The sequence below is a fragment of the Bradyrhizobium sp. genome, from assembly GCF_030693485.1.
Classification (GTDB): Bacteria; Pseudomonadota; Alphaproteobacteria; order Rhizobiales; family Xanthobacteraceae; genus Bradyrhizobium.
Map to the genome: position 1 here is coordinate 32,121 of NZ_JAUYAN010000057.1, position 21,647 is coordinate 53,767.

Genomic DNA, 21,647 nt, shown 5'->3' on the forward strand with positions numbered 1-21,647 from the left:
GGCTTAGTCCTTGTCCGCGGCCGCGAGTTCGGAGAGCAGCGCGATGATTCCGCGATCGGCCACCTCATCACCGGTAGCGAGAGGACCGCGAACCGAAGCGCTGTGCGCGCTTTCCGAAATTACCTGGACAGGTCGCGCGAGAAAGCCCCGGGGGTCTTTCACGAATACCCAGGCACGGTCGCGGTGACGTACGACCGATGTCGCGGGTATTGACCATTGCGATGCGCCGTTCTGGCTGATGCGGATCGTGACCAGGACGGCAAGCCCTGGGCGGATCGTGCCACTGGCCGAGCCGATTTCAGCGACCGCGACGGCTGACTGCGTCGAGGCCTCGACGGTACGGCCAATCCGGATGATGCGTCCCTGCACCCCGTAAGCCGGCATCACGACAGCCTGACCGGCGGTGATCGCCGGCAAACGTGCTGCGGGCACCTGGATGTTGATCCACAGCGGCTCGAGCGCCGCAAGGGAGACCACGGGCGCAGCAGCCTCTACACGCTGTCCGGGGCTTGCGTCGCGTCGCACCACTGTGCCCGTGATCGGTGCGTGCACCGTGACCGAGCTCAGGATCCGCCGCGAGCTGCGCAGCGTCTCGATATCAGCCTCCGACATTTTCCATCAGGCCTAGTATCTGGGCCCGCTCGTCGAGACGCGACTTGGCGTTGACGGCTTCCGTCTCGACGACACGCAGTTCGCGCTCTGGCGTGACCCGGCTTTCCCACAGGAAGCGGATGCGGCGCAGGCGATCGGCGGAAAGTGCCTCGTCGGCGATGGCGGCGAGATATTGCCGCTGTGCCTCGACCAGATCGGGCGAGCGCAAGCGCGCGATCGGCTGGCCGGCCGTCACGTTTTCGTCGGTGGCGACAAGCACCGCCTCGACCAGGCCGTTCGCCGGCGCAGCTACCACGCGGAGCTGGGAGGGCGGGATGGCCACCGTGCCGGGCAGCGACAACTCGGTCTCGCCACGCTCCGGTTCGACAGGCACCGTACTGATGCCGGCCGCCCGGATCTTGCGTTCCTCGAGTGAGATCATGACGTCATTGGATTGATCGGCTGCAGGGCCCGCGTTGACAGAGGCAGCGGCGCCCAGCAACAACCAGCTGAGCAGCACCGACATGATGATTCGTTTCGAGGCAATAAGCGCAGTCATGATGCTAATCCGAGTCCATTTTTGCTGACGTGATTGTTCAAGCGTCTTGTCGCCTCGGCCTTGGAGACCAGAACTGCCGTCGCTGGTGCTTTCGTGCTTCATCCGTGAGGGACGACGCATACCCGGACGGCGCAAGAGGCTCGTGTAAAGGCCGTGCTACGCGCAGGGTGCTCGCGATGCACGGGATGATGATAGCGGGGCCAGTGGGTTTCTGACAATCGGCCGGTCGGTGCGGTGGTCGAACGATCCCTTCTCGTCAATCACGGTAACGATCAATCGGCTCCTGTGCTTCGCTCGACGCAGGCGGTTTGGAACGGCGGCGCACTTTCACGACGATAATCGACTTCGATTGCCCGCCGCGCGCCGGTATTTCGTACTGACGAAGGTCCTCCCTCATGAATTTCGACTGCACTTCCATGGGTTGCACGCCGGTCTTCATCGTTGCTTCTCCTCTCAACTTGAAAATGGGTTATCCTCTTGGCGGGTCGATTTGGGAAACGAGTTTTTCCGCTGTTTGCCATTGAAAAAGCCGATGCATGAGCTTCGCGGCCTTTGCGCGGGTCCAGCCGAAAGGTCCCGATCTGCTGATCAAGGCCTCGGCGTATCCGTCGAGCAGCCCTTCAAACCCTCAATCGACAGCATTGAGCAATCCAATTGGCGTTCGTTCGGCCAAGCCCCTATCAAGGGTGCGATCCAAAGTGGCAGGCGAAAATGAAGGGAGGCCGATTACGATGACACCGCATTTGAATACAAGTAGCGGCGCGGAACGGATTGATGAAGACACGCGTGAAGGCGAGATCGCTCGCAGAAACGTGCTTTTCGGGCTGTGGGCCGGGAGGCATGCAGGACTGGAGGGCGACGCCCTTGAGGCTTACGCTCTCTCGGTTCACTTGGCTGATCACCGGATTCCAGGCCATGATGACGTGATCGCGAAAGTTGCCGCCGACCTGGCTTGCCGCGGGAAGCCGATGAGCGACCGGAGATTGCGCATTTGTTTTCGCGAGATGGCGCTGCGAGCCAGTCTGTAGCTTCTCTCAGTCGCCATCGCAAATTGGCGATTTGGATAGTGCGTGGAGGCGATAATGCGTAGCGACGACAAAAACTTGAGGACCGACGCCTGAAGCTTTGAGATCGGGCGGCGGAGGACCTCTCATAAAACGCACCCCACCGCGCCGAAGAAGCAGCTTCAAAAGCTTGTTTGAATAGAAAGGGCTGCGTTGAGGCAGATCAACCTCAATGTGGCCCGGGAAGTCGATACTGCGATTTGTTCGCGACTACATATGCAGATTAGGGAACCCGATGGCTGTCAAGGATGTTCTTCTCGCACTCACGACCTATCCGGACCCCACACCGGTGTCCGCGGTAGAGGAAGCGATCGCGTTCGCATCTGCTGTTGGAGCCCAAATCTCGGCCATCGCTTGTGCGGTCGAAATTCGAGCTCCTGGAAGTTTCTTGGCCGATATGGTGATGGATATTCAAGCAATGGCTGCTGCTGAGTCCAGAAAGAGCGCGACGAATGCGGAGAGCCTTCTAACCGCCTTCCGAGATGCCGCGGAGAAGCAGGGGGTCTTCCAAGATCGAATACTGGATCGGTGCTTGAAGCCGGAGGTCCCCGAACTGCTTGTCGAGTATGCCCGTCTCCGAGATCTAACTATCGTACCTCTTCGGGAGGGCGACAATGATGAGCAAGGATGCGCCGAGGCGATAATTTTCGGTTCCGGACGCCCCACACTTATTATCCCACAACCGCGAAAACGCGCTGATGCATTTGCCCTTGATACGGTACTTATCGCCTGGGATTACAGCCGGCCTGCGTCCCGGGCCGTGGCAGATGCCCTTCCGATTCTGCAAAAAGCGAAGCGCGTAATTGTAATCACAATTACAAACGAGAAAGCAATTGATACGCCGTTGTCCGGCGCTGAGCTGGCGAAGTATCTGGCGCGTCATGGCGTTCAGGTCGTTCTTGACACCGTCGACGCTGAGGGTCGTGCTATTGGAGATGTCCTCAGGTCTTGTGTTGCCTCGCGGAACGCCGATCTTCTGGTTATGGGAGCCTATGGTCACTCGCGTGTGCGAGACTTCATTATGGGAGGGGCAACCAAGAGCATGATTGCTCAACCGCCGCTCCCGATAATGCTCTCACATTGATTGGACACGCAGAGGACGTCCGTCGCCTGTCGCGATCAGGATGTCCACTGAGTCGCCGGATGACTTGCCGACCCCGCGCGAGGACCTTGCGATGACGATGGACGACGATCCGGCGCACGTGCAGGTCGCCCTGCGGCGCTCGCTTACGGTTAGGCCGCTCTCGTCTACGGGCTCGACCTTGCGGCACAGTTGACCGGGGTCGCCTTGACGCTTTCAATCGCGATTGCCGCCGCGGCCGGCGACGGCGGCCACCGCGGCGAAGGTGCGCAGGTGTCGAGATCGAACGGTGGGGGCGGTGCTGGCATGAGACGATCTAAGCCTTTTCAGCAGGTTTGCCTGAGCTCACATGCATGGGTCCGCCCCTGATGTCGAATCGGCAGATCCGTTGAAGTGGAAACTCGATCAGGAATGCCGCGATGGCGAGGATTAGGATGGCCCCGCATCCATGAGCAGTGTGGCAGTAGAAATCCCACTCAACTGATGGCGGCGGCGAGACCGAGGCGGGCATCCGCGCCATGGGGGACACCTGCGAGCCAGCGGGCTTCAGGATAAGGATAATTCGGAGCTTGAACGTTCATGATGATAACCCTTCGGTGCTCCGTCGCGGAGAGCGTCGAAGAGTTGGGCTAGTGCCGCTAGGTGGGACCGCTATTGCGGCTTACCTTTGGACCTTTCGGTTGTCGATTGCGCGGGGCTGCCAGGCACCCAGCCGGTTGGTAACGCCGCGGGCTCGGCCGGCATTGCGCCACGGGTACGCAGCAGCGAAAGGGCGATCGAGCCGCCGATCAGGACCGCAGTAATGAGAAGCGCCAGCTCCGTCGGGATGAATTTTTCGCCATAGAAATAGTTGGCGATCATCTTACCGCCGACCACGACGAGGATCAGTGACAACGCGTACTTAAGGTAGATGAAACGCGGCACGATCCTAGCAAGCGCGAAGTAAAGCGCACGGAGGCCGAGGATGGCGAATACGTTCGCAGTATAGATGATGAACGGATCCCGTGATACGGCGATGATCGCCGGGATCGAGTCGACCGCAAACACGAGGTCGGTGAACTCGACCATCATGAGGACAAGGAAGAGCGGCGTCGCGAACAGCGCGCCGTTGCGCCGCACGAAGAAGCGCTTGCCTTCGTAGCTCTCGGTCACGCGCAAGCGCCGTCGCAGGAGCTTGAGAACTACGTTATTATTGATATCGGGCTTAGCATCGGCGACCAGCAGCATCTTCACGCCGGTGACAATCAGGAAGGCGCCGAACACGGTGGCCATCCACGCGAACTTGTCAATCAACTGCACCCCAGCGAAGATCAGGATGCCGCGCATGACCAACGCGCCGAGAATCCCCCAGAACAAAACCCGGTGCTGATACTGTGCCGGAACGGCGAAGTAGGTGAAGATGAGGACGATGACGAAGATGTTATCGACGCTAAGCGATTTCTCGATGAGATAGCCGGTCAGGAACTCGACACCGGCCTGCTCTCCGCGGATCCAGAAGAGGCCGCCGGCGAAGAGTAGCGCCAAAACGATATAGAAGAGGCTTAGCCATAAGGCTTCGCCGACCTTAATCTCGCGTTCCTTCCGGTGAAGGACACCGAGATCAAGAGCAAGCAAAGCCAGGACGAACAGGTTGAAGCCGAGCCACGCCCAAACGGTCTCTCCCATCATCGAGTCCTCCAAGTGTACTCGCCGCAATTCCGACGCCGACTCAAAATTCTCAGCTTTGCCACTCTGTCCCATCAGCGACCGCCTCACGCCACCTGGACTCGGCCAAGCGAATCGACCCAGACATAACGGGTGACGCCACTATCCCCATAATGCGCGCGGCACCAAGCGAACCTGATCCTCGTCCTCTCCTCAGGCTTGTCGGACGCCTGCCGCACGTGCCTGTAGCCTTATCCATCAGCGGCAGGTGTCCGACAAGCCGTAAACAAGACTAACCGGATGACACTTCACCGAGACAATCGGGACACATTTTGCCGGACGGGCAAGGGCATCTGGCAAACCCTGCTACCTGCGCGGTCATTACGCGCATCGCCTACATTTGCCTCGCATATCGCCCAGCTACGAGGTTATGCTCGCCGCGTTCGTGAATAATATTGGCGCGGCCGACCAGGAGGTCGTCCACCGGACCAATGCGTTCGGGCTCCTTATCTTTGTAGGGCATGGCATGTAACACGTAGCGCATAGCGTTGAGCCTAGCGCGCTTCTTGTCATCGGACTTTATCACTGTCCAAGGCGAATCAGCGGTGTCAGTGTGAAAGAACATAGCCTCCTTCGCGCGGGTGTAGTCGTCCCATTTGTCGAGCGAGGCGAGATCGACCGGCGAGAGCTTCCACTGCTTGAGCGGGTGAACCTCCCGCTCCTTGAAACGTCGGCGCTGCTCTTCGCGGCTCACCGAAAACCAGAACTTCATGAGGTGGATCCCGCTGCGAACGAGGTTGCGTTCGAACTCCGGCACCTGACGCAGAAACTCTTCATATTCCGCTTGCGAGCAGAAGCCCATCACATGCTCGACGCCGGCGCGGTTATACCAGCTACGATCAAACAGCACTATCTCGCCGGCGGTCGGGAGATGTTGGACGTAGCGCTGGAAATACCATTGTCCGCGTTCGACCTCGCTCGGCTTCTCGAGCGCTACCACCCGCGCGCCGCGCGGATTGAGATGCTCCATGACCCTCTTGATCGCGCCGCCCTTGCCGGCCGCGTCCCGGCCCTCGAACAGAAGAATGAGTCTCTGCTGCGTTGCCTTCATCCATGCCTGCAGCTTTAGTAGCTCCGTTTGCAAGACGAATTTCTGATCCTCATAGTCACGCCGCAGCATCTTGAACTTGTAGGGATAGCCGCGCCGCCAGTCGTCGGCGAGTTCGTCGCTAGTGCGGCGCTGACTGTGTTCGCGCAGGGGAACCGTCGGTTTGATCCCATCGGGCGCGGAAGGACTCGCGGTGCCAGCCTCCGCATTCTTGGGCTCCTCGAATACGGATCGCAGGCGTGCCGCATCATCCGGCGCTGCGCCGGCCAGTATCGCCTTTATTGGCTCGCTGTCCGGTGCGAGTTCTGGTGGACCGTGCCGGATCGCCTCGATGGCTGCGACCGCTGCCTGCTGCTTGCCTTTCGTCGCCTGCTCGACAACGAACTTATGTATGTCATCGGTCGTGAGCGTGGGCGCTATGTCGCCCTGCTTTACCAGAGCATTCGGGGGCTTCGCGGCTTTAGCGACCTTGCCGCGCGCCGGCGACTTGTTCTGGCGGCCGGTAACACTGCTGCCTGTAGCTCTGACTTGATCGTGCACTCTTTGCTCCCAAACCCAGATGCCCGCTGCGCAATGACGTAGGGACAAATCAGCCATCCGACATCGCAGTGTGAGATTGGCCGCCAGAGGGGCCCGAATCCGGCATGAAGTTTATCTGTGTGCTGGCCCGGCGGTCCCACATGATGAGGTGCCAAGGTAGTGATTTTCGACAACTGCCAGGTCAATCACGGTAACGATCAATCGGCTCCTGTGCTTCGCTCGACGCAGGCTGTTTGGAACGGCGACGCACTTTCACAATGGCAATCGACTTTTGCTTGCCTCGCCGCGCGCCGGTATTTCATATTGACGAAGGTCTTCCTTCATGAAATTCGACTGAACTTCCATAGGCTGCGCGCCAGTCTTCATCGTTGCTTCTCCTTCAACGTGAAAGCGTTATCCTCTTGGCGGCTCGATTTGGGAAACGAGTTTTCCCGCTGTTTGCCATTGGAAAAGCCGATGCATGATCTTCACGGTCTGGCACCGGTCCAGCCGAGAGGTTCCGATCTGCCTGATCAAGGCCTCGGCTAATCCGTCGAGCAGCCCTTCAAACCCTCAATCGACAGCATTGAGCAATCCAATTGGCGTTCGTTCGGCCAAGCCCCTATCAAGGGTGCGATCCAAAGTGGCAGGCGACGATGGAAGAAGGTCAGTTAGTTACGATGACACTGCATTTGAACACGAGCAGCGGCGCGGAACGCATTGATGAGGACACGCGTGAAGGCGAGATCATTGACCGACTTGGGTTGGAGTCCTGGCAAATAACCTGATGGAGAAATGCAACATGAAAGCCGTGAATGTGACCGAGCAGTTGAACGCCATGCCACGCATGTTTCTGACTTCGGAAATGTCGGACTCGCTGCGGAAGAACGCATGCTCTTACTGGAAGAATCAGGACAAGCTGGTTGATAACATGCAGACGTTCGCAAATGGTTGGTTCGAGCGACGCCATGCTGGAACTCATGCCGCGCTGGAAGCCGCACAACGGATGTTCAAAGCCGAAACTTCGGTCGATCTGGTCCGCGAGTATCAGGACTGGGCCAGGGGTGCTTTCCAGCGGCTGATGGCCGATGGATTGGCCTGCCAACAACAATCCATCGCGGTCGCTCGCGCTATTGCGCCGCCATTGGCACTACTGGGCAGCGAGAAGCAGACGGACGCTTCGCCGTCCGAAGCGAGGGGGGCCGCCCCCGTCAAGGCAGCGTGACTCCAAATCCGGGGCCGTGGCCGGCAACGCACATGTGGCGGGCCGGGCATTGCATCTTGGAACGATCGGTCAAACGATCGACAGCGATCGCAGAAATATCACTGTGATCAGCGCTGGCGCGATATAGCGTATGGAAATGGGCCACAATCGCGCCAGCCACCTTCGCCGAAATCCGACGGCCTGTGGCATCTTGCCCATTCGATACGTGCCGTCGGTCATGATCGCGATTGTCCTTTCTGCGATCGCTTTCGATATTATTATCCGGCGCCATCATGGCATCCAATCTAACCCGATATGCTTCTACAACCGCTGGCTCCAAACACACCATAATTTCGGTTATGATGAAACCGCAAGCAGGCCGGTTGCAGCAGTCGCTGCTGCTGGTGGGGCCTCGTCGCCAATAATCTGCTGTTTCATCATCTCTATCTCAGGCTGATTGAGCGTCTCGCTCTTGAGCAGTTGCTCCGCTGTGCGATCGAGCAAGGCACGGTTGCGCTCTAGAATGCTGACCGCACGAGCGAATCCGGCATCGACCAGCGCGCGAACTGCGCCATCCACCGCGCGGGCGGTGTCCTCGCTGTAGGCGCGAGGTTCCGGCATCGACGGAATGCCCTGCAGAAATGGAGAGCGGTCGCGGTCATAGGCGACGTTGCCGAGCGCCTCGCTCATTCCGTAACGCAGCACCATCGCGCTGGCAATATCGGTAACGCGAGCGAGGTCGTCTGCGGCTCCCGTCGATATCTCGCCGAACACCACATGCTCCGCCGCGCGGCCGCCCAGCAGCACGGCCATCTTGTGCTCCAACTCTGCGCGACTCATCAGATAGCGGTCCTCAGTCGGTCGCTGGATCGTATAGCCGAGCGCGCCGACACCACGCGGAATGATGGACACTTTATGCACGGCGTCGCTACCGGGTAACGCCAGCGCCACCAGGGCGTGGCCGAGTTCGTGGATCGCCACCACTTTGCGTTCATGCGGATTGATCAAGCGGTTGCGCTTCTCCAGCCCAGCGATGATGCGCTCAACGGCATTGTTGAAGTCGTCCATGGTCACCGAATCACCATTGCGCCGCGTGGCAAGCAATGTCGCCTCGTTGACCAGATTGGCGAGATCGGCGCCGGTAAAGCCCGGCGTCAGTGCCGCGATCTCTTCCGGCTTCACGTCGACGCCAAGCTTCGCTTTCTTCAAGTGGACAGCAAGGATATCCTTGCGACCCTTCTTGTCCGGCTTGTCAACGAGAACCTGACGGTCGAACCGCCCGGCGCGCAGCAACGCGGGGTCGAGAATCTCAGGACGGTTGGTAGCGGCCAGCAATACCACGCCGCCCTTTGGGTCGAAACCGTCGAGCTCGGCCAGCAGCTGGTTAAGCGTCTGCTCCTTCTCGTCATGCCCGCCCAGGCTGTAGGCGCCACGGGCGCGGCCGAGCGAATCGAGCTCGTCGATGAAGACGATGGCAGGCGCGATCTTGCGCGCCTGCTCGAACAGATCACGCACCCGGGCAGCGCCGACGCCAACAAACATCTCCACGAACTCCGAGCCTGAGATCGAGAAGAACGGAACGCCGGCCTCGCCAGCCACTGCGCGCGCCAGCAGCGTCTTGCCCGTACCGGGCGGGCCGACGAGCAGTATCCCCTTCGGGGCACGGCCACCGAGCCGGCCGTAACCCTCCGGGTCCTTCAGGAAATTGACGATCTCTACCAGCTCTTCCTTTGCCTCGTCGACGCCGGCCACGTCGGCAAAGGTAACCTTGGTTTCTTTCTCGACGAATACCTTGGCGCGACTCTTGCCGATTGACATCAACCCGCCACCAAGGCCCCCCTGGCCCATGCGGCGAATTACGAACACCCAAATCGCTCCGAAGATAGCCATTGGCAGGATCCAGGATAGCAGGTCGCGGATCCAGGTGCTCTCAATCACTCCTGTGTAGACTACATTGTGCTTATCCAGCTTCTCAGCCAGATCAGACTCGACCCGCGTGGTCACGAAATCCTTCAACCCATCGGGCTCCGCCTCTCTCAGAGAGCCACGGATACGATTCTGGGTAATCGCGATCTCGTTCACCTTGCCCTGATCCAGTAAAGCCTGAAACCGGCTGTAGGGGATCGGCGCAATCTTGGTACTTTGAACGTACAGATTCTGCAAAAACAAAATTCCGACCACTGCGGCAAACATGTACCAGAAATGGATCTGGGTCTTCTTGTCCATCGGACACTCCCTTCGCTTTCCTATTCTTAAGCATTGTTCACCGTAATCCATTCAGAATAACACACACGTCGAGGGCAGACTTGAGCGTCATCGGTCGATCGTGCCTTCACGTCTTCAGGAGCGAAGCAGCAAAGAGAGCCACAATCACGATTGGCACCGCATACCGGAGCAGTCCGAGCCATGCGCGACCAACCGGCCCGCTCAGGCCTGAAGCCTTTTCCGATAGAGCAGGTGCCCAGAACCACCCAACAAAGGCCGCGACTGCCAGGACCGACACTGGCAGCAGGATTTCGCCGACGATCATGTCATAAGTCTCAAGCAGGCCCATGCCCGCAAAGGTGATCGACTTGAGTGGACCAAATCCCAACGCCGTCGGGATGCCGAGAGCAAAGATCAAGCCAGCAATCTGCCACGCCGCACGCCGTCGCGAGGTCCCAGTCCGTTCTATCAGTGCGGCGACCGGCACCTCCAAGAGCCCGACTGCGCTGGTGAGAGCTGCGGCTAACAGAAGTCCGAAAAAGGCGATCGCGAACAGAGTGCCACCGGGCATCCGATCGAAAACTTCGGGCAGAGTGATGAAGGCAAGAGAGGGCCCGCTCGCCGGGTTGAGACCGAACGCAAATACGGCGCCGAAGATCGCAACACCGGCCACCAGCGCAAACAGCGTATCGGCAACCGCGCCTAGGAGCGCGTTGCGGGTCAAGGATTGACCGGCCCCGGCGTAGGCACCGTAGGTCAGCATCGTACCGTAACCCACGCCGAGCGAGAAGAAGGCTTGGCCAAGTGCGGCCAGATAGACCTGCGGTCGTCCCAGTGCCGGCCAGTCGGGTAGAAACATGAACGCAAGACCCCTCCCCGAGCCCGGCAGGCTCAGACTGTAAAGCGCCAGTCCGACAATGACGACGGCGAGCGCCGGCATCAGAACCTTGCATAGTCGCTCGATCCCGGCGTTGACGCCGGCAGCCACGACCGCGGCGGTCGCGACCATGACGAGGCCTTGCCAGAGAATGGGCCAGGCGGTGTGCCCGGTGAAGTCTGCGAACGCCGCGCCGTGCCCGACTGCCGGCGCAGACGCAAAGCCGCTGGTCAACGCGACCATAAGATACCGTGCCACCCACCCGGCGACGACGGCGTAATAGGCCAGCGTCACGCAGCAGGCGACGACCGCGAGCCAGCCGATCGCCGTCGTCACACGATGGCGCGAAATGCGAGGATAGGCTGAGGTAGGATCAGCGCCGCCGGCGCGCCCCAGCGCGAACTCGGCGACCATGACAGGCAGACCGATGAAGGCGATGGCCAACGCATAGATCAAAATGAATGCGCCGCCGCCGTTCTCACCCGCCAGGTAGGAAAAGCGCCAGATGTTGCCGAGCCCTATCGCCGAGCCGATGGTTGCCAACAGGAAGCCATGACTCGACGACCAAGTTGCGGAGTTGGCGGATCTATCAAGGTTCACAAATAATCTCCAGGGATCAATGACCGAGTTGCTATTTCAATAACTGCGCTGCCGCCGATTATGGTCCATGCGACGGATGACGTCGCGAAGCACACCCAGAAGATCAAGGCAAGAAGAACGCCCCGCCGTACAGGTGTGATGGTCACGATCCTTGCCGCCGCGACCGGCGATTACGTGGCAGTCCACTGCTTCGCGGGCGATGTTCAATCCTCCGCCGGGCAGACCGTCGAGGAGTTCGCGCGCGTGCGCCCACGAGAAGTGGTGGCGAATTCGTCATAGTCTAAAAGGTTGGCACCAGCACGCTCCTCACGACGTTTTGGAGTTCGCTTCCCTTCCATCGTCGCTGGTTCCCAAGTGGGGACTAGCCTGTGCGCCCACCCGTTGTTGAAAACTTGGACTATCAATCAGGGCCAAGCCTTGATCCAGGTCAACACACACACCGATCATCGCAGTGGCGTCTCGAACCACGCGCGGAAATTGGCGGCGAAATGAAGGGATGAGGCGTGGCTTGGTTGAGCGCATCAGGAAAGTCAACCGCGCTGGTTAGTACGATAACAATACTGGCAGATGGGGACCTTTCAGAATTGTCCGGGTTGCACCGCCAAACACGATTTGCCTCACTCGGGAGTGTCCGTAAGCTCCCATGACCAAAAACCCGGCACCGCGTTGTAGCACCTCAGTCATGATCTGCTCGCCTACAGGCTCGCCACTGAAGTGGACTTCTTCATATCTCGCGCTGATGTCATGTGCTTTAAGATGCCGCACTAAATCGAGCCCACTCGGCAAACGGTCCAGCGGCTTCTCCTGGGTGATTGTCAAAATGTCTACGGCGGTCGCCTCGCGCAGGACCGGCAGCGCATCATGGACCGCCCGGGTCGCGGGGCGGCTGCCATCCCAAGCCACGACAACATGACCCAAAGCACAAACGATATCGCGATCGTTCGGAAGCACGATCAAGGGCCGGCCGGAGCCGAAGAGCACTTCCTCAATGATTGGGACTTGCAACCCGCCCACCTCTTCATGTGAGGGCAAGAGTGCGCAGTCATAAAGTCGGGCCATTTCCATCACAACGTCAGGTATCTCGGCAGAAACGCATCTCTTGTAATGCGTGCTGTCCAAGACATTGCGGTGACCCGCCATCTCCTCAAACAAAGCACCGGCGCGAAGCGCGGCGTCGTGATTCTTGGCGCGCTGCTTGAGAAGGAATTCAACAATGGATGCCGTGTCAGAGTCAGTTGCTCTATCTGTTTCCGAATAGTCAATGAAATCGACCTCGACAACGAGCCCAGCAAGCCGCGCTTGGAGCGCGGCTGCGAACCTGGCCGCATATTCAGTCATTCGACGAGCCGTATCACCTGTGCTCGTGTAAACCAGAATTTCTCTGTACATGCCGCCCTCCCAAATCGACAACGCCTTCAGTCACCCGATCAGAGCGGCGCAGACAGCAAATTTCACCCAGACCAGAACCGTTGCGGTCATCACGGCTAAGCCCGCGGAATACCTCTGGACGCAGAGCACGCGAATGTCGTGATTTGACTCGCAATGTCTTCTCGGTATCAAGATTGATACGCCGAATCTCTAATTCTGGGCGCGCATTCTCATCTGCATTCATCCCAAGCTCTCCTGTGGCTGAATGCCGCAACTTAACTATAGAATGAACCTACGCGACCGGTCTGTCGCCAGCTTGCGATGGATCAAGGCTCTCCCGCTGGGCGGCGAAGTCACGGCGATCTATCCGGTTGGCGGCGCAACCGGACAACTCCTTCGCCGCATCGTTGAGAAAGAGGGCATCCACGGACTGACATTTGAGGTGCTCGACGAGACCCGCCTCAGCTTTACGGTCTTGGAGAATGAGACCGGCGACGAATATCGGTTTGTCTTGCCCGGGCCTTCGCTCAGCGAGCCGGAATGGCAGCAGTGCATACAAGAGCTCCGGCACCTGTCGGATCGACCGGGCATTCTGGTCATGAGCGGAAGCTTGCCTCCCGGAGTGCCGGATGACTTCTACGCCAGGGTCGCACGAATGGCGAAAGACTGGGGCACTAAGCTCGTGCTCGATTCTTCCGGACCGGCCTTATCGGCCGCCGTGCAGGAAGGCATGTACCTCATCAAGCCAAATCTACGCGAACTGAGGGAGCTGACGGGACAAGCTCTCGAAGACGAGAAATCCTGGCTGGCCGCGTGCCGTGCCCTGGTGGACGCCGGGCGCGCCAAGGTCGTCGTGTTGACACTCGGAGACCAAGGCGCCCTGCTGGTGACCCACGACGCTGTGTTGCGGGCATTGGCGCTCCCGATTGAACCGGCGAGCACTGTCGGCGCTGGCGATAGTTTCCTTGGCGCCATGGTTTGGGCTCTTGCATCTGGCCAAGATCTGGCCGACGCATTCCAGTACGGCATCGCAGCCGGTTCCGCGGCGCTCATCACCCCAGGCACGGAATTGTGCAGCCGCGAAGACGTCGGGCGACTGTACAGTCAGGTGACCATTCACAGCATTTGAACCGCGCCATTGCTGACACCGGCGGTCAATTGCCGTGGACGCGGGATCCCTTGGCGCAGAGCCACTGCGTCACGTTTATGATCATACGGTGTTGGAAACGCTGGCGTTCTTACCGGCTGCTTCCGCCGCCGCGACCTTGCGCTTAACAGCGATGAAGCTATCGGGGCTGACGGAAATGGAGTCGATGCCGCAGGCGACCAGGAATTCGGCGAACTCGGGGTGGTCGCTCGGCGCCTGTCCGCATAGTCCGATCTTGGCACCAGCCTTGTGAGCCTCGCGGATGACGCTGCTGATCATCCACTTCACCGCCTCGTCCTGCTCATCGAACAATTCCGCAAGTTCCTCGGAATCGCGGTCGACGCCGAGCGTGAGCTGGGTCAAGTCGTTGCTGCCAATCGAAAATCCGTCGAACCGCTCGGCGAATGCCTGCGCCAGGATGACATTCGAGGGGATTTCGCACATGACGTACACCTCGAGACCATTCTCGCCGCGCCGCAGCCCGTTTTCGGCCATGACGTCGAGGACGCGGTCCGCCTCCTTGATCGAGCGGCAGAATGGGATCATGACGATGACGTTACGGAAGCCCATCTCTTCACGCAGGCGGCGGATCGCCCGGCACTCCAATGCGAAACCGTCGCGATAGCGTGGCGAATAGTAGCGCGAGGCACCACGGAACCCGATCATCGGATTCTCCTCATGGGGTTCGAAGGCGGCGCCGCCGATGAGATTGGCATATTCATTGGTCTTGAAGTCGCTCATGCGGATGATGACCGGCTTGGGATGCTGAGCGGCTGCGATGCGCGCGAGTCCGCGCGCCAGGCGGTCGACGAAATATTCCGTCTTGTCCGCGTAGCCTTGGGTGAGGTCGGCAATGGTTTGCTTGGCATCTCGATCTTCGAGCGTGTCAAAGTGGACCAGCGCCATTGGGTGCACTTTGATGTGGTTGCTGATGACAAACTCCATGCGTGCAAGCCCGACGCCGTCTGCGGCAATTCGCCACCAGCGGAACGCCGCTGCCGGGTTGCCAAGGTTGAGCATGATCTGGGTGCGGGTCGGTGGCAGGTTGCTGAAGTCAAGCTTCTCGACCTCGTATTCGGCGAAACCTTCGTAGACGAAGCCCTGGTCGCCCTCAGCGCAGGATGCGGTAACCTCCTGTCCGTCGGACAAGAGTCGCGTCGCATCGCCGGTTCCCACAATGGCCGGCAGGCCGAGCTCGCGGCTGACGATAGCGGCGTGCGACGTGCGTCCGCCGCGATCGGTAACGATCGCCGCCGCCCGCTTCATGATCGGCACCCAATCGGGGTCGGTATTCTGCGTCACCAGAACGGCGCCATCGACGAAGCGATCGATGTCGCGAGCGCTCTCGATCAGGCAGACACGACCGGTCACGACCGCTTCGCCGATGCTCAGGCCGGTGACAAGCGTGCGGCCCTTCGATTTGATCCGATAGGATTTGTACTCGCCCACCTCCCTGCGCGATTGCACTGTCTCAGGTCGTGCCTGAACGATGAACAATTCGCCGGTCTCACCGTCCTTGGCCCATTCGATGTCCATCGGGCAGCCGTAGTGGTCCTCGATCACACAACCCCAGCGACCTAATGTAAGGATTTCCTGGTCCGTCAGGACGAAAGCGGTACGGTCCGCCTTGGAGGTTGGCACGGTGCGGGTGGGCCGGTCGCCTTCCCGCGCATAGATCATCTTCTGTGCCTTTCCGCCCAGCCGCTTCTCGACGATTGGCGTCAGGGATGGGTCCGGGAGCAGCGGCTTGAACACCTGATATTCGTCGGGATCGACCGTGCCTTGAACGACAGTCTCCCCCAGCCCCCATGCGGCATCGATCACCACGATCTTGTCAAAGCCGGTCTCGGTGTCGATCGTGAACATGACCCCGGCACTGCCGACGTCCGAGCGCACCATGGTCTGAACGCCGACGGAAAGCGCGACCTTAAGGTGATCGAAGCCTTTGGTCTGCCGGTAGCTGATGGCGCGGTCGGTGAAGAGCGACGCAAAGCAACGTCGGCAGGCGTCGAGCAACGCTGCTTCGCCGCGAATATTGAGAAACGTCTCCTGCTGTCCGGCAAAACTGGCATCTGGAAGGTCCTCGGCCGTCGCGCTCGACCGCACGGCCACATCGGCATCCGCCCGCCCTACACGCCGGCAAAGCTCCCTGTAGGCTCCGCCGATGGCGGCGGCCGTATCATTCGGCCACCTACCGCCAAGGATGGCGCGACGGATCGTCTGCCCGGCCTCCGCCAACGACGTCCGGCCCACCTGCAACTCCTCGAGCGTGGTTGCGATGGTATCTCTCAGTTGGTTGGAATCGATGAAGTGCCAAAAGGCCTGAGCCGCAGTTGCAAAGCCTAGCGGAACAGCGACGCCCCGTTCGCCGAGATGGCGCACCATCTCGCCGAGTGACGCATTCTTCCCGCCGACGCGCGCGACATCGGCCCGCCCTATTTCTTCAAACCAGATCACCTCGTCTGCTCGCGTGGGCATCGGATCCTCCTTGTTATGATCTTGCTGGCATCGTGCCCAATCAGGTGTCGTTAATCCTCGGATTTCGCCGCCGTAGCCCGCCCAAACCTCTCGAACAGGTCCATCGGTATCGGAAATACGATCGTGGAACTCCGCTCGCCTGCAATATTCTGCAGTGCGCCTAAATACCGCAGCTGCATGGCTTCCGGCCGGCCGGACAGAATTGTGCCTGCCTCAGCGAGCTTCTCCGCCGCCTGCTGTTCGCCCTCGGCGTCGATGATCTTCGCACGCCGCAGGCGCTCGGCCTCGGCCTGCTTGGCGATGGCACGCACCATAATCTCGTTCAAATCGATATGCTTTAGTTCGACATTCGAGACCTTGATGCCCCACGCGCCGGTTTGCTCGTCGAGGATACGCTGGACATCAGCGTTGATCTTGGTGCGTTCCGCCAGCATTTCATCGAGTTCATGTTGACCGACCACTGAACGCAAGGTCGTCTGCGCGAGTTCGCTGGTGGCTATATTGTAATGTTCAACCTGAATAATGGCCTTTTCCGGATCCATGACTCGATAATAGATCACGGCATTGACCTGGACCGACACGTTGTCGCGCGAGATGACGTCCTGGGGTGGGACGTCAAGCACTCGCGTTCGCAGGTCGACCCGCACCATCTGCTGGATGAACGGCACGACGATAACCAGTCCGGGCCCCTTCACCTTCCAGAAGCGCCCAAGCATAAACACGACTCCGCGCTCGTATTCCCTCAGGATACGAAACGAATAGCCAAGCAGGGCGAGAGCGATCAGGACGGGTATCGCAAACCCGGTAAGAGCCGGAATGTCGAACGGAAACAGCATGGAAGCCTCCATTTATTTGGATGTGACAAGAAGCGTTAGATTCTCGCGTTGAACGACCAGCACAGCGTCACCGGGAGCGAAGGGCAGTTTGGCGCGGGCATTCCACATTTCACCGTGGACACGAATGCGGCCTTGAAGTCCGCTCCACTCGATCACCTCTCCGACGCTTCCGATCATCTGTTCTGCGCCGGTCAGGGCCGGACGACTTCGAGCCGTCACAGCAGCACCCAGCGCGAACAGGGCGAGAGCGCCGGTCGTCGCTGCCGAGGCGATGATCAGCGGCAGCGAAACTGAAATATCGATATCGGCTCCGGCCGGATCGAACAGGAACAAGGAGCCGGTGACGAACGCGGTCAGCCCGCCAATACCGAGAATTCCGAGGCCCGGCGTAAACACCTCTGTGATCATCAGGGCGATACCGAGCACGATCAAGCCCAGCGCGGCATATTGCACCGGAAGCGCGGTCAGGGCCGTCAATCCGAGCAGCAAGCAGACCGCGCCGATAACACCGGCCACAAGCCCACCAGGGTTCCAGAACTCGAACAAAATCCCGTACATGCCGATGAGCAGCAGGATGAACGCGACGTTGGGATCCGAAATGACACCCAGGAGCCGGGTACGCCAATCCGGCCCGAACACAATTCGCGTCGCCCCATTCGTCGTTATCGTGTGCTCGACAGCATTGATCGTGATCTTGCGGCCATCAATTTTCGTAAGCAGGTCGTCGAGACCAAGGGCAACCACATCGATCACGCTTTCCTTAAGCGCATCCTCTGCGGTGAGAGTCGCGGCGTCCCTCACCGCCTTCTCGGCCCATTCGACGTTGCGACCGCGCAGCTGGGCAAGACTGCGCAGCATCGCTATCGTGTCATTGAGTGTCTTGCGCTGGGCAGCTGTATCGGCTGCAGGATTTGCCTTGTCCTTGTCCTTTTCGTCCCGCTGGGGCGCTGTTGGGCGTGGGAGTCCGGGAAGGCCGCCGAGGTCAACTGGCGTCGCAGCTCCAATGTTGGTGCCCGGCGCCATTGCTGCGACATGGGCTGCGTAAACGATAAAAGTTCCCGCGGAAGCGGCGCGAGCTCCGCCTGGAGACACGTAAACGATCACAGGTATCGGGGAGGTCAGGATTTGCCGGACGATGTCACGCGTCGCAGCGACAAGACCGCCAGGCGTATCGAGATGAATCACCAGATAGCGCGCATTCTCCTGCCGCGCCTTCGCAATCGCGTCAACGACCAGCCGCGTCGCCGCGACTCCGATCGCGCCTCTAATTTCAGTGATAAGGATGCCCCCATCTCGCTCGGCAGTGCGGGTTGAAAGCGAAGACGCCGCAATCAGCGCGACAAGGCCAAACACAGTCAGCATCCATTGCCGCAATCGGGACGCCCGATTGGTACTCATCACCTGTTCCCCAATCACGATGACGTCTTGTTTGGGTTGCTAGCCCGATGGTTCAGACAACCGCTTTCCGACCGGCGATCGCACCAGCAATGACCCGTTGGCCTTCTCGATACCGGCCGGGCTCAACGAAGATAGCCGCTTTCATCCGGCCATACATCTACTCGTATTCTTGAGTTGCATTTGGAGGCGATGCTTGACCTGGATCAACAGAACACAAACAACTCGTGGTGAAATAACTTTCCAGAACTATCCATCGCGCATCGATTCACCGCGAGGCGCGCTGAAAATGAATGACCCGCATGGCGCGGAAGTCCATTCTGAGATAACCGCTTTGGAAGTTATGCGGGTGAAATGAAGCCGGCTTGAGCTGAATCAAATCGCGAACTCGACTTTGCGCTTTAATGAAAATGTGGCGCAACGGCGACCGCAACCCTTGAGGCGCGGAGAGCGACCATGCTGAAGAATGTTCTAGTTCTTATTCCGTCGGAACGCCTGATACGTCCGGTGGTCGATGGCGCCATCTCGCTGGCGGTTTCGCACGCTTCCCATCTCCGCGCGATTTCGGTCGGATATGAAACCACGAGCCTGGGCTTCCCGGTCGATGTTGGCGGCGCGGCGGTCGCCGCGGTCTTTGAGATCGAGCAGGAACGCGCGCTGGCACGAGCCAATGCGGCGCTTGCCGTATTCGAAACCGAAGCCCGCTACGCCGACATCGCCTATAATTCACAGGCAATGGCCAGCGCGCCGGCGGACGCCGCGGCAGCCGTGATCGCCTCGGCGCGGCTGCACGATTTGACGATCGTCCTGCAGCCCGAGCCTGAGCGCCAGACGTACGACAACGTCATGCCGCAGGAAATATTGTTTGAGTCGGGAGGACCGGTCCTCTTTGTCCCTTATGTCCACAAAGGCCCCCTGGAGGCGAAGCGGATCGGAATTGCGTGGGACGGCAGCCGCCTCGCCGCGCGGGCGCTTCGCGATGCGGCGCCGTTCCTGAGGCGGGCGAAGGCCATCACCATCATCAGTATCAATGAACAGGCGCCGGCTGAGGCATCCGCAAAGGCCGTGTCAGCCCATTTGGCGCGATATGGCGTGACCGTGCGGATCCAGCAGATGAATGCCGACCACGCAGATATCCAGCCGAGCATCCTGTCGATCGCGGCGGACGACGGTCTCGATCTGATCGTGATGGGCGGTTATGGTCATTCGCGGCTGCAGGAGCGGATTCTTGGCGGCGTCACGCGCGACATGCTCCAATCCATGACGGTACCGACCCTGATGTCGCATTGACAGCCAGGAGCGAGAGAGAGAGAATTTGCGGCGATGGTCCTCGCCTCTCGTGGACCGCTGCTTCGGCTTCAAAAGTGTGATGACCCGCTTCCCAGTCGCAACGAAATTCGCGTCGAGCAATGCGCGTGCTGAGTCTGCCGAGCCTTCACGTCATCGATGTGGAACTCCCGACATCAAGACCCGATCATTCCCGGTCATGAGTTGTCGGCCGCGCAGCATGGCGGCCGAAAAACCAACAGGATCCGCGCAAGGGGATGGCGACATGATGGCTATCGCAAGCTAGTTCGTCGGCAGCATCGAGAACCGCTCGCCCGGCCGCCGCAGGTTCAGCGCATCGGCGCCGGCGTCATGTTCGGTGACCGCATCGACGCTCGCCGATGACGGACCGCGCCGGCATCGCTCGACCATGGCTGCGACGACATCCGCCGGCCCGGCGAACAACGCCTCGACGCTGCCGTCCCTGACGTTGCGCACCCATCCCTCGAGATCGTGCGCCCTCGCCCGGTGCTCGACCCAGGCGCGATAGCCGACGCCCTGCACCCGGCCCCGGATCGTCACCTGACGGATCGCGATGCTCATTCTATTTCTTGAGACCCAGAAATTCGGCGCTGCGCGCCTTCACATCGGCCTCGCGCGTGGCGCGGCCGGTCAGGTCCGATGATGCAAGGCCTTTCAGGGCCTTGGGCGACTGGCCCTCACGCAATGCTTTAAGCGTTTCGTAAACCGCCTGCGTGGCGGCGGCGAACGGCGCGTGACCCTGCAGCGCGATCCGCACCCGCTGGCCTGCGAGAATGCCGGGATCGGACATCTCCTCAGGCGCGCCGCCGAGCACGATCGGCAGCGTGGTGGCGGCGGCGATGGCCTCCAGCTCGCCCGGCGTCTTCACGCCGGTGAAAAACAGCGCATCGACGCCGACAGCCTGATAGGCCCGGGCGCGCGCGATCGCATCCTCGATCGACGTCACCGATGCCGCCCCGGTGCGCCCCATGATGACCAGCGTGGGATCGCCCCGCCCGTCCAGCGCCGCCTTCATCTTGCCGACGCCCTCCTCCAGCGAAATCAGCTGGGTCTTCGTCACGCCGTAAGCCTGCGGCAGCAACGTATCCTCGATGGTGAGGCCGGCGGCACCCGCCGCTTCGAGCTCCTGCACGGTGCGGCGGACATTGAGCGCATTGCCATAGCCGTGGTCGGCGTCGACCAGCACCGGCAGCGCCGCGGCGCGCGACATCCGGCGCATCTGCTCGGCGAGTTCTGTCAGCGTGATCAACGTAATATCGGGATCGCCTAACACCGCGAGCGAAGCCACCGAGCCGCCGAACATGCCGAGTTCGAAGCCGACCTCTTCGGCGATACGAATCGACGTCGCGTCATAGACCGAACCGGGCCGAATGCAGGACGATCCCGACAGGATCGAACGCAACGCTTCGCGGCGACTGCGGAAAGCCATTTGGCACCTCTGTTTGTCATTCCGGGGCGATGCGCAGCACTACTGAGTCAGAAAGCCGCAGGTCAGAATCACGATTGGAGGCTTATTTTGCACTAGGGTCCAGACTCAATTGAGCCAATATGCGACGAGAGCGGCGAGATGAACAGCGGCCAAGAAATTCCGAGCGAGTTTGTCATATCGTGTTGCGATGCGGCGGAAGTCCTTGAGCCGGTAAAAGCAGCGTTCGATGACATT

At 60.1% G+C, this 21,647-nt stretch carries 21 protein-coding genes and 1 pseudogene; 7 read left to right on the plus strand and 15 right to left on the minus strand.

Annotation, left to right across the window (positions count from 1 at the left end):
- Nucleotides 1–3: 3 nt before the first annotated feature.
- From Q8N40_RS04665 to Q8N40_RS04675, 3 genes are all read right to left on the minus strand, one after another.
- On the minus strand, nt 4–612 hold the full coding sequence (locus Q8N40_RS04665; protein ID WP_305710978.1) for an efflux RND transporter periplasmic adaptor subunit: 609 nt from the start codon (nt 610–612) through the stop codon (nt 4–6).
- Nucleotides 599–1,252: an efflux RND transporter periplasmic adaptor subunit gene (locus Q8N40_RS04670; protein WP_305710979.1), complete on the minus strand. Its 654-nt coding sequence runs from the start codon at nt 1,250–1,252 to the stop codon at nt 599–601. The genes Q8N40_RS04665 and Q8N40_RS04670 overlap by 14 nt, the downstream gene beginning before the upstream one ends.
- A gap of 154 nt (nt 1,253–1,406) precedes the next feature.
- Nucleotides 1,407–1,589 (minus strand): hypothetical protein, encoded by a 183-nt coding sequence (locus tag Q8N40_RS04675; RefSeq protein WP_305710980.1) that lies wholly within the window; start codon nt 1,587–1,589, stop codon nt 1,407–1,409.
- 97 nt (nt 1,590–1,686) lie between these two features.
- Here Q8N40_RS04675 and Q8N40_RS04680 point away from each other — a divergent pair, with 97 nt between their 5' ends.
- Both Q8N40_RS04680 and Q8N40_RS04685 read left to right on the plus strand, forming a co-directional pair.
- Entirely contained in the window at nt 1,687–2,178 is a 492-nt protein-coding gene (locus Q8N40_RS04680) for an ATPase inhibitor subunit zeta (protein ID WP_305710981.1), read from the plus strand.
- 271 nt (nt 2,179–2,449) lie between these two features.
- On the plus strand, nt 2,450–3,298 hold the full coding sequence (locus tag Q8N40_RS04685) for a universal stress protein (protein WP_305710982.1): 849 nt from the start codon (nt 2,450–2,452) through the stop codon (nt 3,296–3,298).
- Between the two features lie 648 nt (nt 3,299–3,946).
- On the opposite strand, the gene Q8N40_RS04690 is transcribed toward Q8N40_RS04685, so the two are convergent.
- Nucleotides 3,947–4,960, minus strand: coding sequence for a TerC family protein (locus Q8N40_RS04690; RefSeq protein ID WP_305710983.1), 1,014 nt, complete (start codon nt 4,958–4,960; stop codon nt 3,947–3,949).
- Between the two features lie 373 nt (nt 4,961–5,333).
- Nucleotides 5,334–6,587 carry a polyphosphate kinase 2 gene (gene ppk2, locus Q8N40_RS04695; protein WP_371135616.1) on the minus strand — a complete coding sequence of 418 codons (1,254 nt, stop codon included), beginning with the start codon at nt 6,585–6,587 and terminating at the stop codon, nt 5,334–5,336.
- A 159-nt stretch (nt 6,588–6,746) separates the two neighbouring features.
- On the opposite strand from ppk2, the gene Q8N40_RS04700 reads away from it, so the two are divergent.
- On the plus strand, nt 6,747–7,115 hold the full coding sequence (locus tag Q8N40_RS04700; protein WP_305710984.1) for a hypothetical protein: 369 nt from the start codon (nt 6,747–6,749) through the stop codon (nt 7,113–7,115).
- Between the two features lie 253 nt (nt 7,116–7,368).
- Nucleotides 7,369–7,791 carry a hypothetical protein gene (locus Q8N40_RS04705; protein WP_305710985.1) on the plus strand — a complete coding sequence of 141 codons (423 nt, stop codon included), beginning with the start codon at nt 7,369–7,371 and terminating at the stop codon, nt 7,789–7,791.
- On the opposite strand, the gene Q8N40_RS04710 is transcribed toward Q8N40_RS04705, so the two are convergent.
- The 4 genes from Q8N40_RS04710 to Q8N40_RS04725 form a co-directional block, all read right to left on the minus strand.
- Nucleotides 7,778–8,065: a hypothetical protein gene (locus Q8N40_RS04710; RefSeq protein WP_305710986.1), complete on the minus strand. Its 288-nt coding sequence runs from the start codon at nt 8,063–8,065 to the stop codon at nt 7,778–7,780. The two genes, Q8N40_RS04705 and Q8N40_RS04710, sit on opposite strands and share 14 nt — an antisense overlap.
- Before the next feature lie 62 nt (nt 8,066–8,127).
- Nucleotides 8,128–9,996, minus strand: a complete 1,869-nt coding sequence (gene ftsH, locus Q8N40_RS04715) for an ATP-dependent zinc metalloprotease FtsH (protein ID WP_305710987.1) — start codon at nt 9,994–9,996, stop codon at nt 8,128–8,130.
- A 106-nt stretch (nt 9,997–10,102) separates the two neighbouring features.
- Nucleotides 10,103–11,452, minus strand: coding sequence for a sodium-dependent transporter (locus Q8N40_RS04720; RefSeq protein ID WP_305710988.1), 1,350 nt, complete (start codon nt 11,450–11,452; stop codon nt 10,103–10,105).
- A 543-nt stretch (nt 11,453–11,995) separates the two neighbouring features.
- The gene (locus tag Q8N40_RS04725) at nt 11,996–12,841 is read right to left on the minus strand and encodes a universal stress protein (protein ID WP_305710989.1); all 846 of its coding nucleotides are present in this window, start codon (nt 12,839–12,841) and stop codon (nt 11,996–11,998) included.
- Between the two features lie 265 nt (nt 12,842–13,106).
- Here Q8N40_RS04725 and Q8N40_RS04730 point away from each other — a divergent pair, with 265 nt between their 5' ends.
- Entirely contained in the window at nt 13,107–13,949 is an 843-nt protein-coding gene (locus Q8N40_RS04730; protein ID WP_305710990.1) for a 1-phosphofructokinase family hexose kinase, read from the plus strand.
- A gap of 81 nt (nt 13,950–14,030) precedes the next feature.
- On the opposite strand, the gene ppsA is transcribed toward Q8N40_RS04730, so the two are convergent.
- Genes ppsA through Q8N40_RS04745 form a run of 3 tightly spaced genes read right to left on the minus strand, consistent with a single transcriptional unit; the run spans nt 14,031 to nt 18,679 of the window.
- Nucleotides 14,031–16,445, minus strand: a complete 2,415-nt coding sequence (gene ppsA, locus Q8N40_RS04735) for a phosphoenolpyruvate synthase (RefSeq protein WP_305710991.1) — start codon at nt 16,443–16,445, stop codon at nt 14,031–14,033.
- 50 nt (nt 16,446–16,495) lie between these two features.
- A complete protein-coding gene (locus Q8N40_RS04740) occupies nt 16,496–17,281 on the minus strand; it encodes a slipin family protein (protein WP_305710992.1) in 786 nt (261 codons plus the stop codon).
- A 12-nt stretch (nt 17,282–17,293) separates the two neighbouring features.
- The gene (locus Q8N40_RS04745; RefSeq protein WP_305710993.1) at nt 17,294–18,679 is read right to left on the minus strand and encodes a nodulation protein NfeD; all 1,386 of its coding nucleotides are present in this window, start codon (nt 18,677–18,679) and stop codon (nt 17,294–17,296) included.
- A 193-nt stretch (nt 18,680–18,872) separates the two neighbouring features.
- Here Q8N40_RS04745 and Q8N40_RS04750 point away from each other — a divergent pair, with 193 nt between their 5' ends.
- Both Q8N40_RS04750 and Q8N40_RS04755 read left to right on the plus strand, forming a co-directional pair.
- Nucleotides 18,873–19,034 (plus strand): hypothetical protein, encoded by a 162-nt coding sequence (locus tag Q8N40_RS04750; RefSeq protein ID WP_305710994.1) that lies wholly within the window; start codon nt 18,873–18,875, stop codon nt 19,032–19,034.
- A 98-nt stretch (nt 19,035–19,132) separates the two neighbouring features.
- Entirely contained in the window at nt 19,133–19,966 is an 834-nt protein-coding gene (locus tag Q8N40_RS04755) for a universal stress protein (protein ID WP_305318935.1), read from the plus strand.
- A 279-nt stretch (nt 19,967–20,245) separates the two neighbouring features.
- On the opposite strand, the gene Q8N40_RS04760 is transcribed toward Q8N40_RS04755, so the two are convergent.
- The 3 genes and pseudogenes from Q8N40_RS04760 to Q8N40_RS04770 form a co-directional block, all read right to left on the minus strand.
- Complete coding sequence (locus Q8N40_RS04760; RefSeq protein WP_305710995.1) at nt 20,246–20,545, minus strand: acylphosphatase; 300 nt, start codon at nt 20,543–20,545, stop codon at nt 20,246–20,248.
- A gap of 1 nt (nt 20,546) precedes the next feature.
- Nucleotides 20,547–21,413, minus strand: a complete 867-nt coding sequence (locus Q8N40_RS04765) for an oxaloacetate decarboxylase (protein ID WP_305710996.1) — start codon at nt 21,411–21,413, stop codon at nt 20,547–20,549.
- 105 nt (nt 21,414–21,518) lie between these two features.
- Nucleotides 21,519–21,647: pseudogene (locus Q8N40_RS04770) on the minus strand (IS5/IS1182 family transposase); the annotation flags it as partial.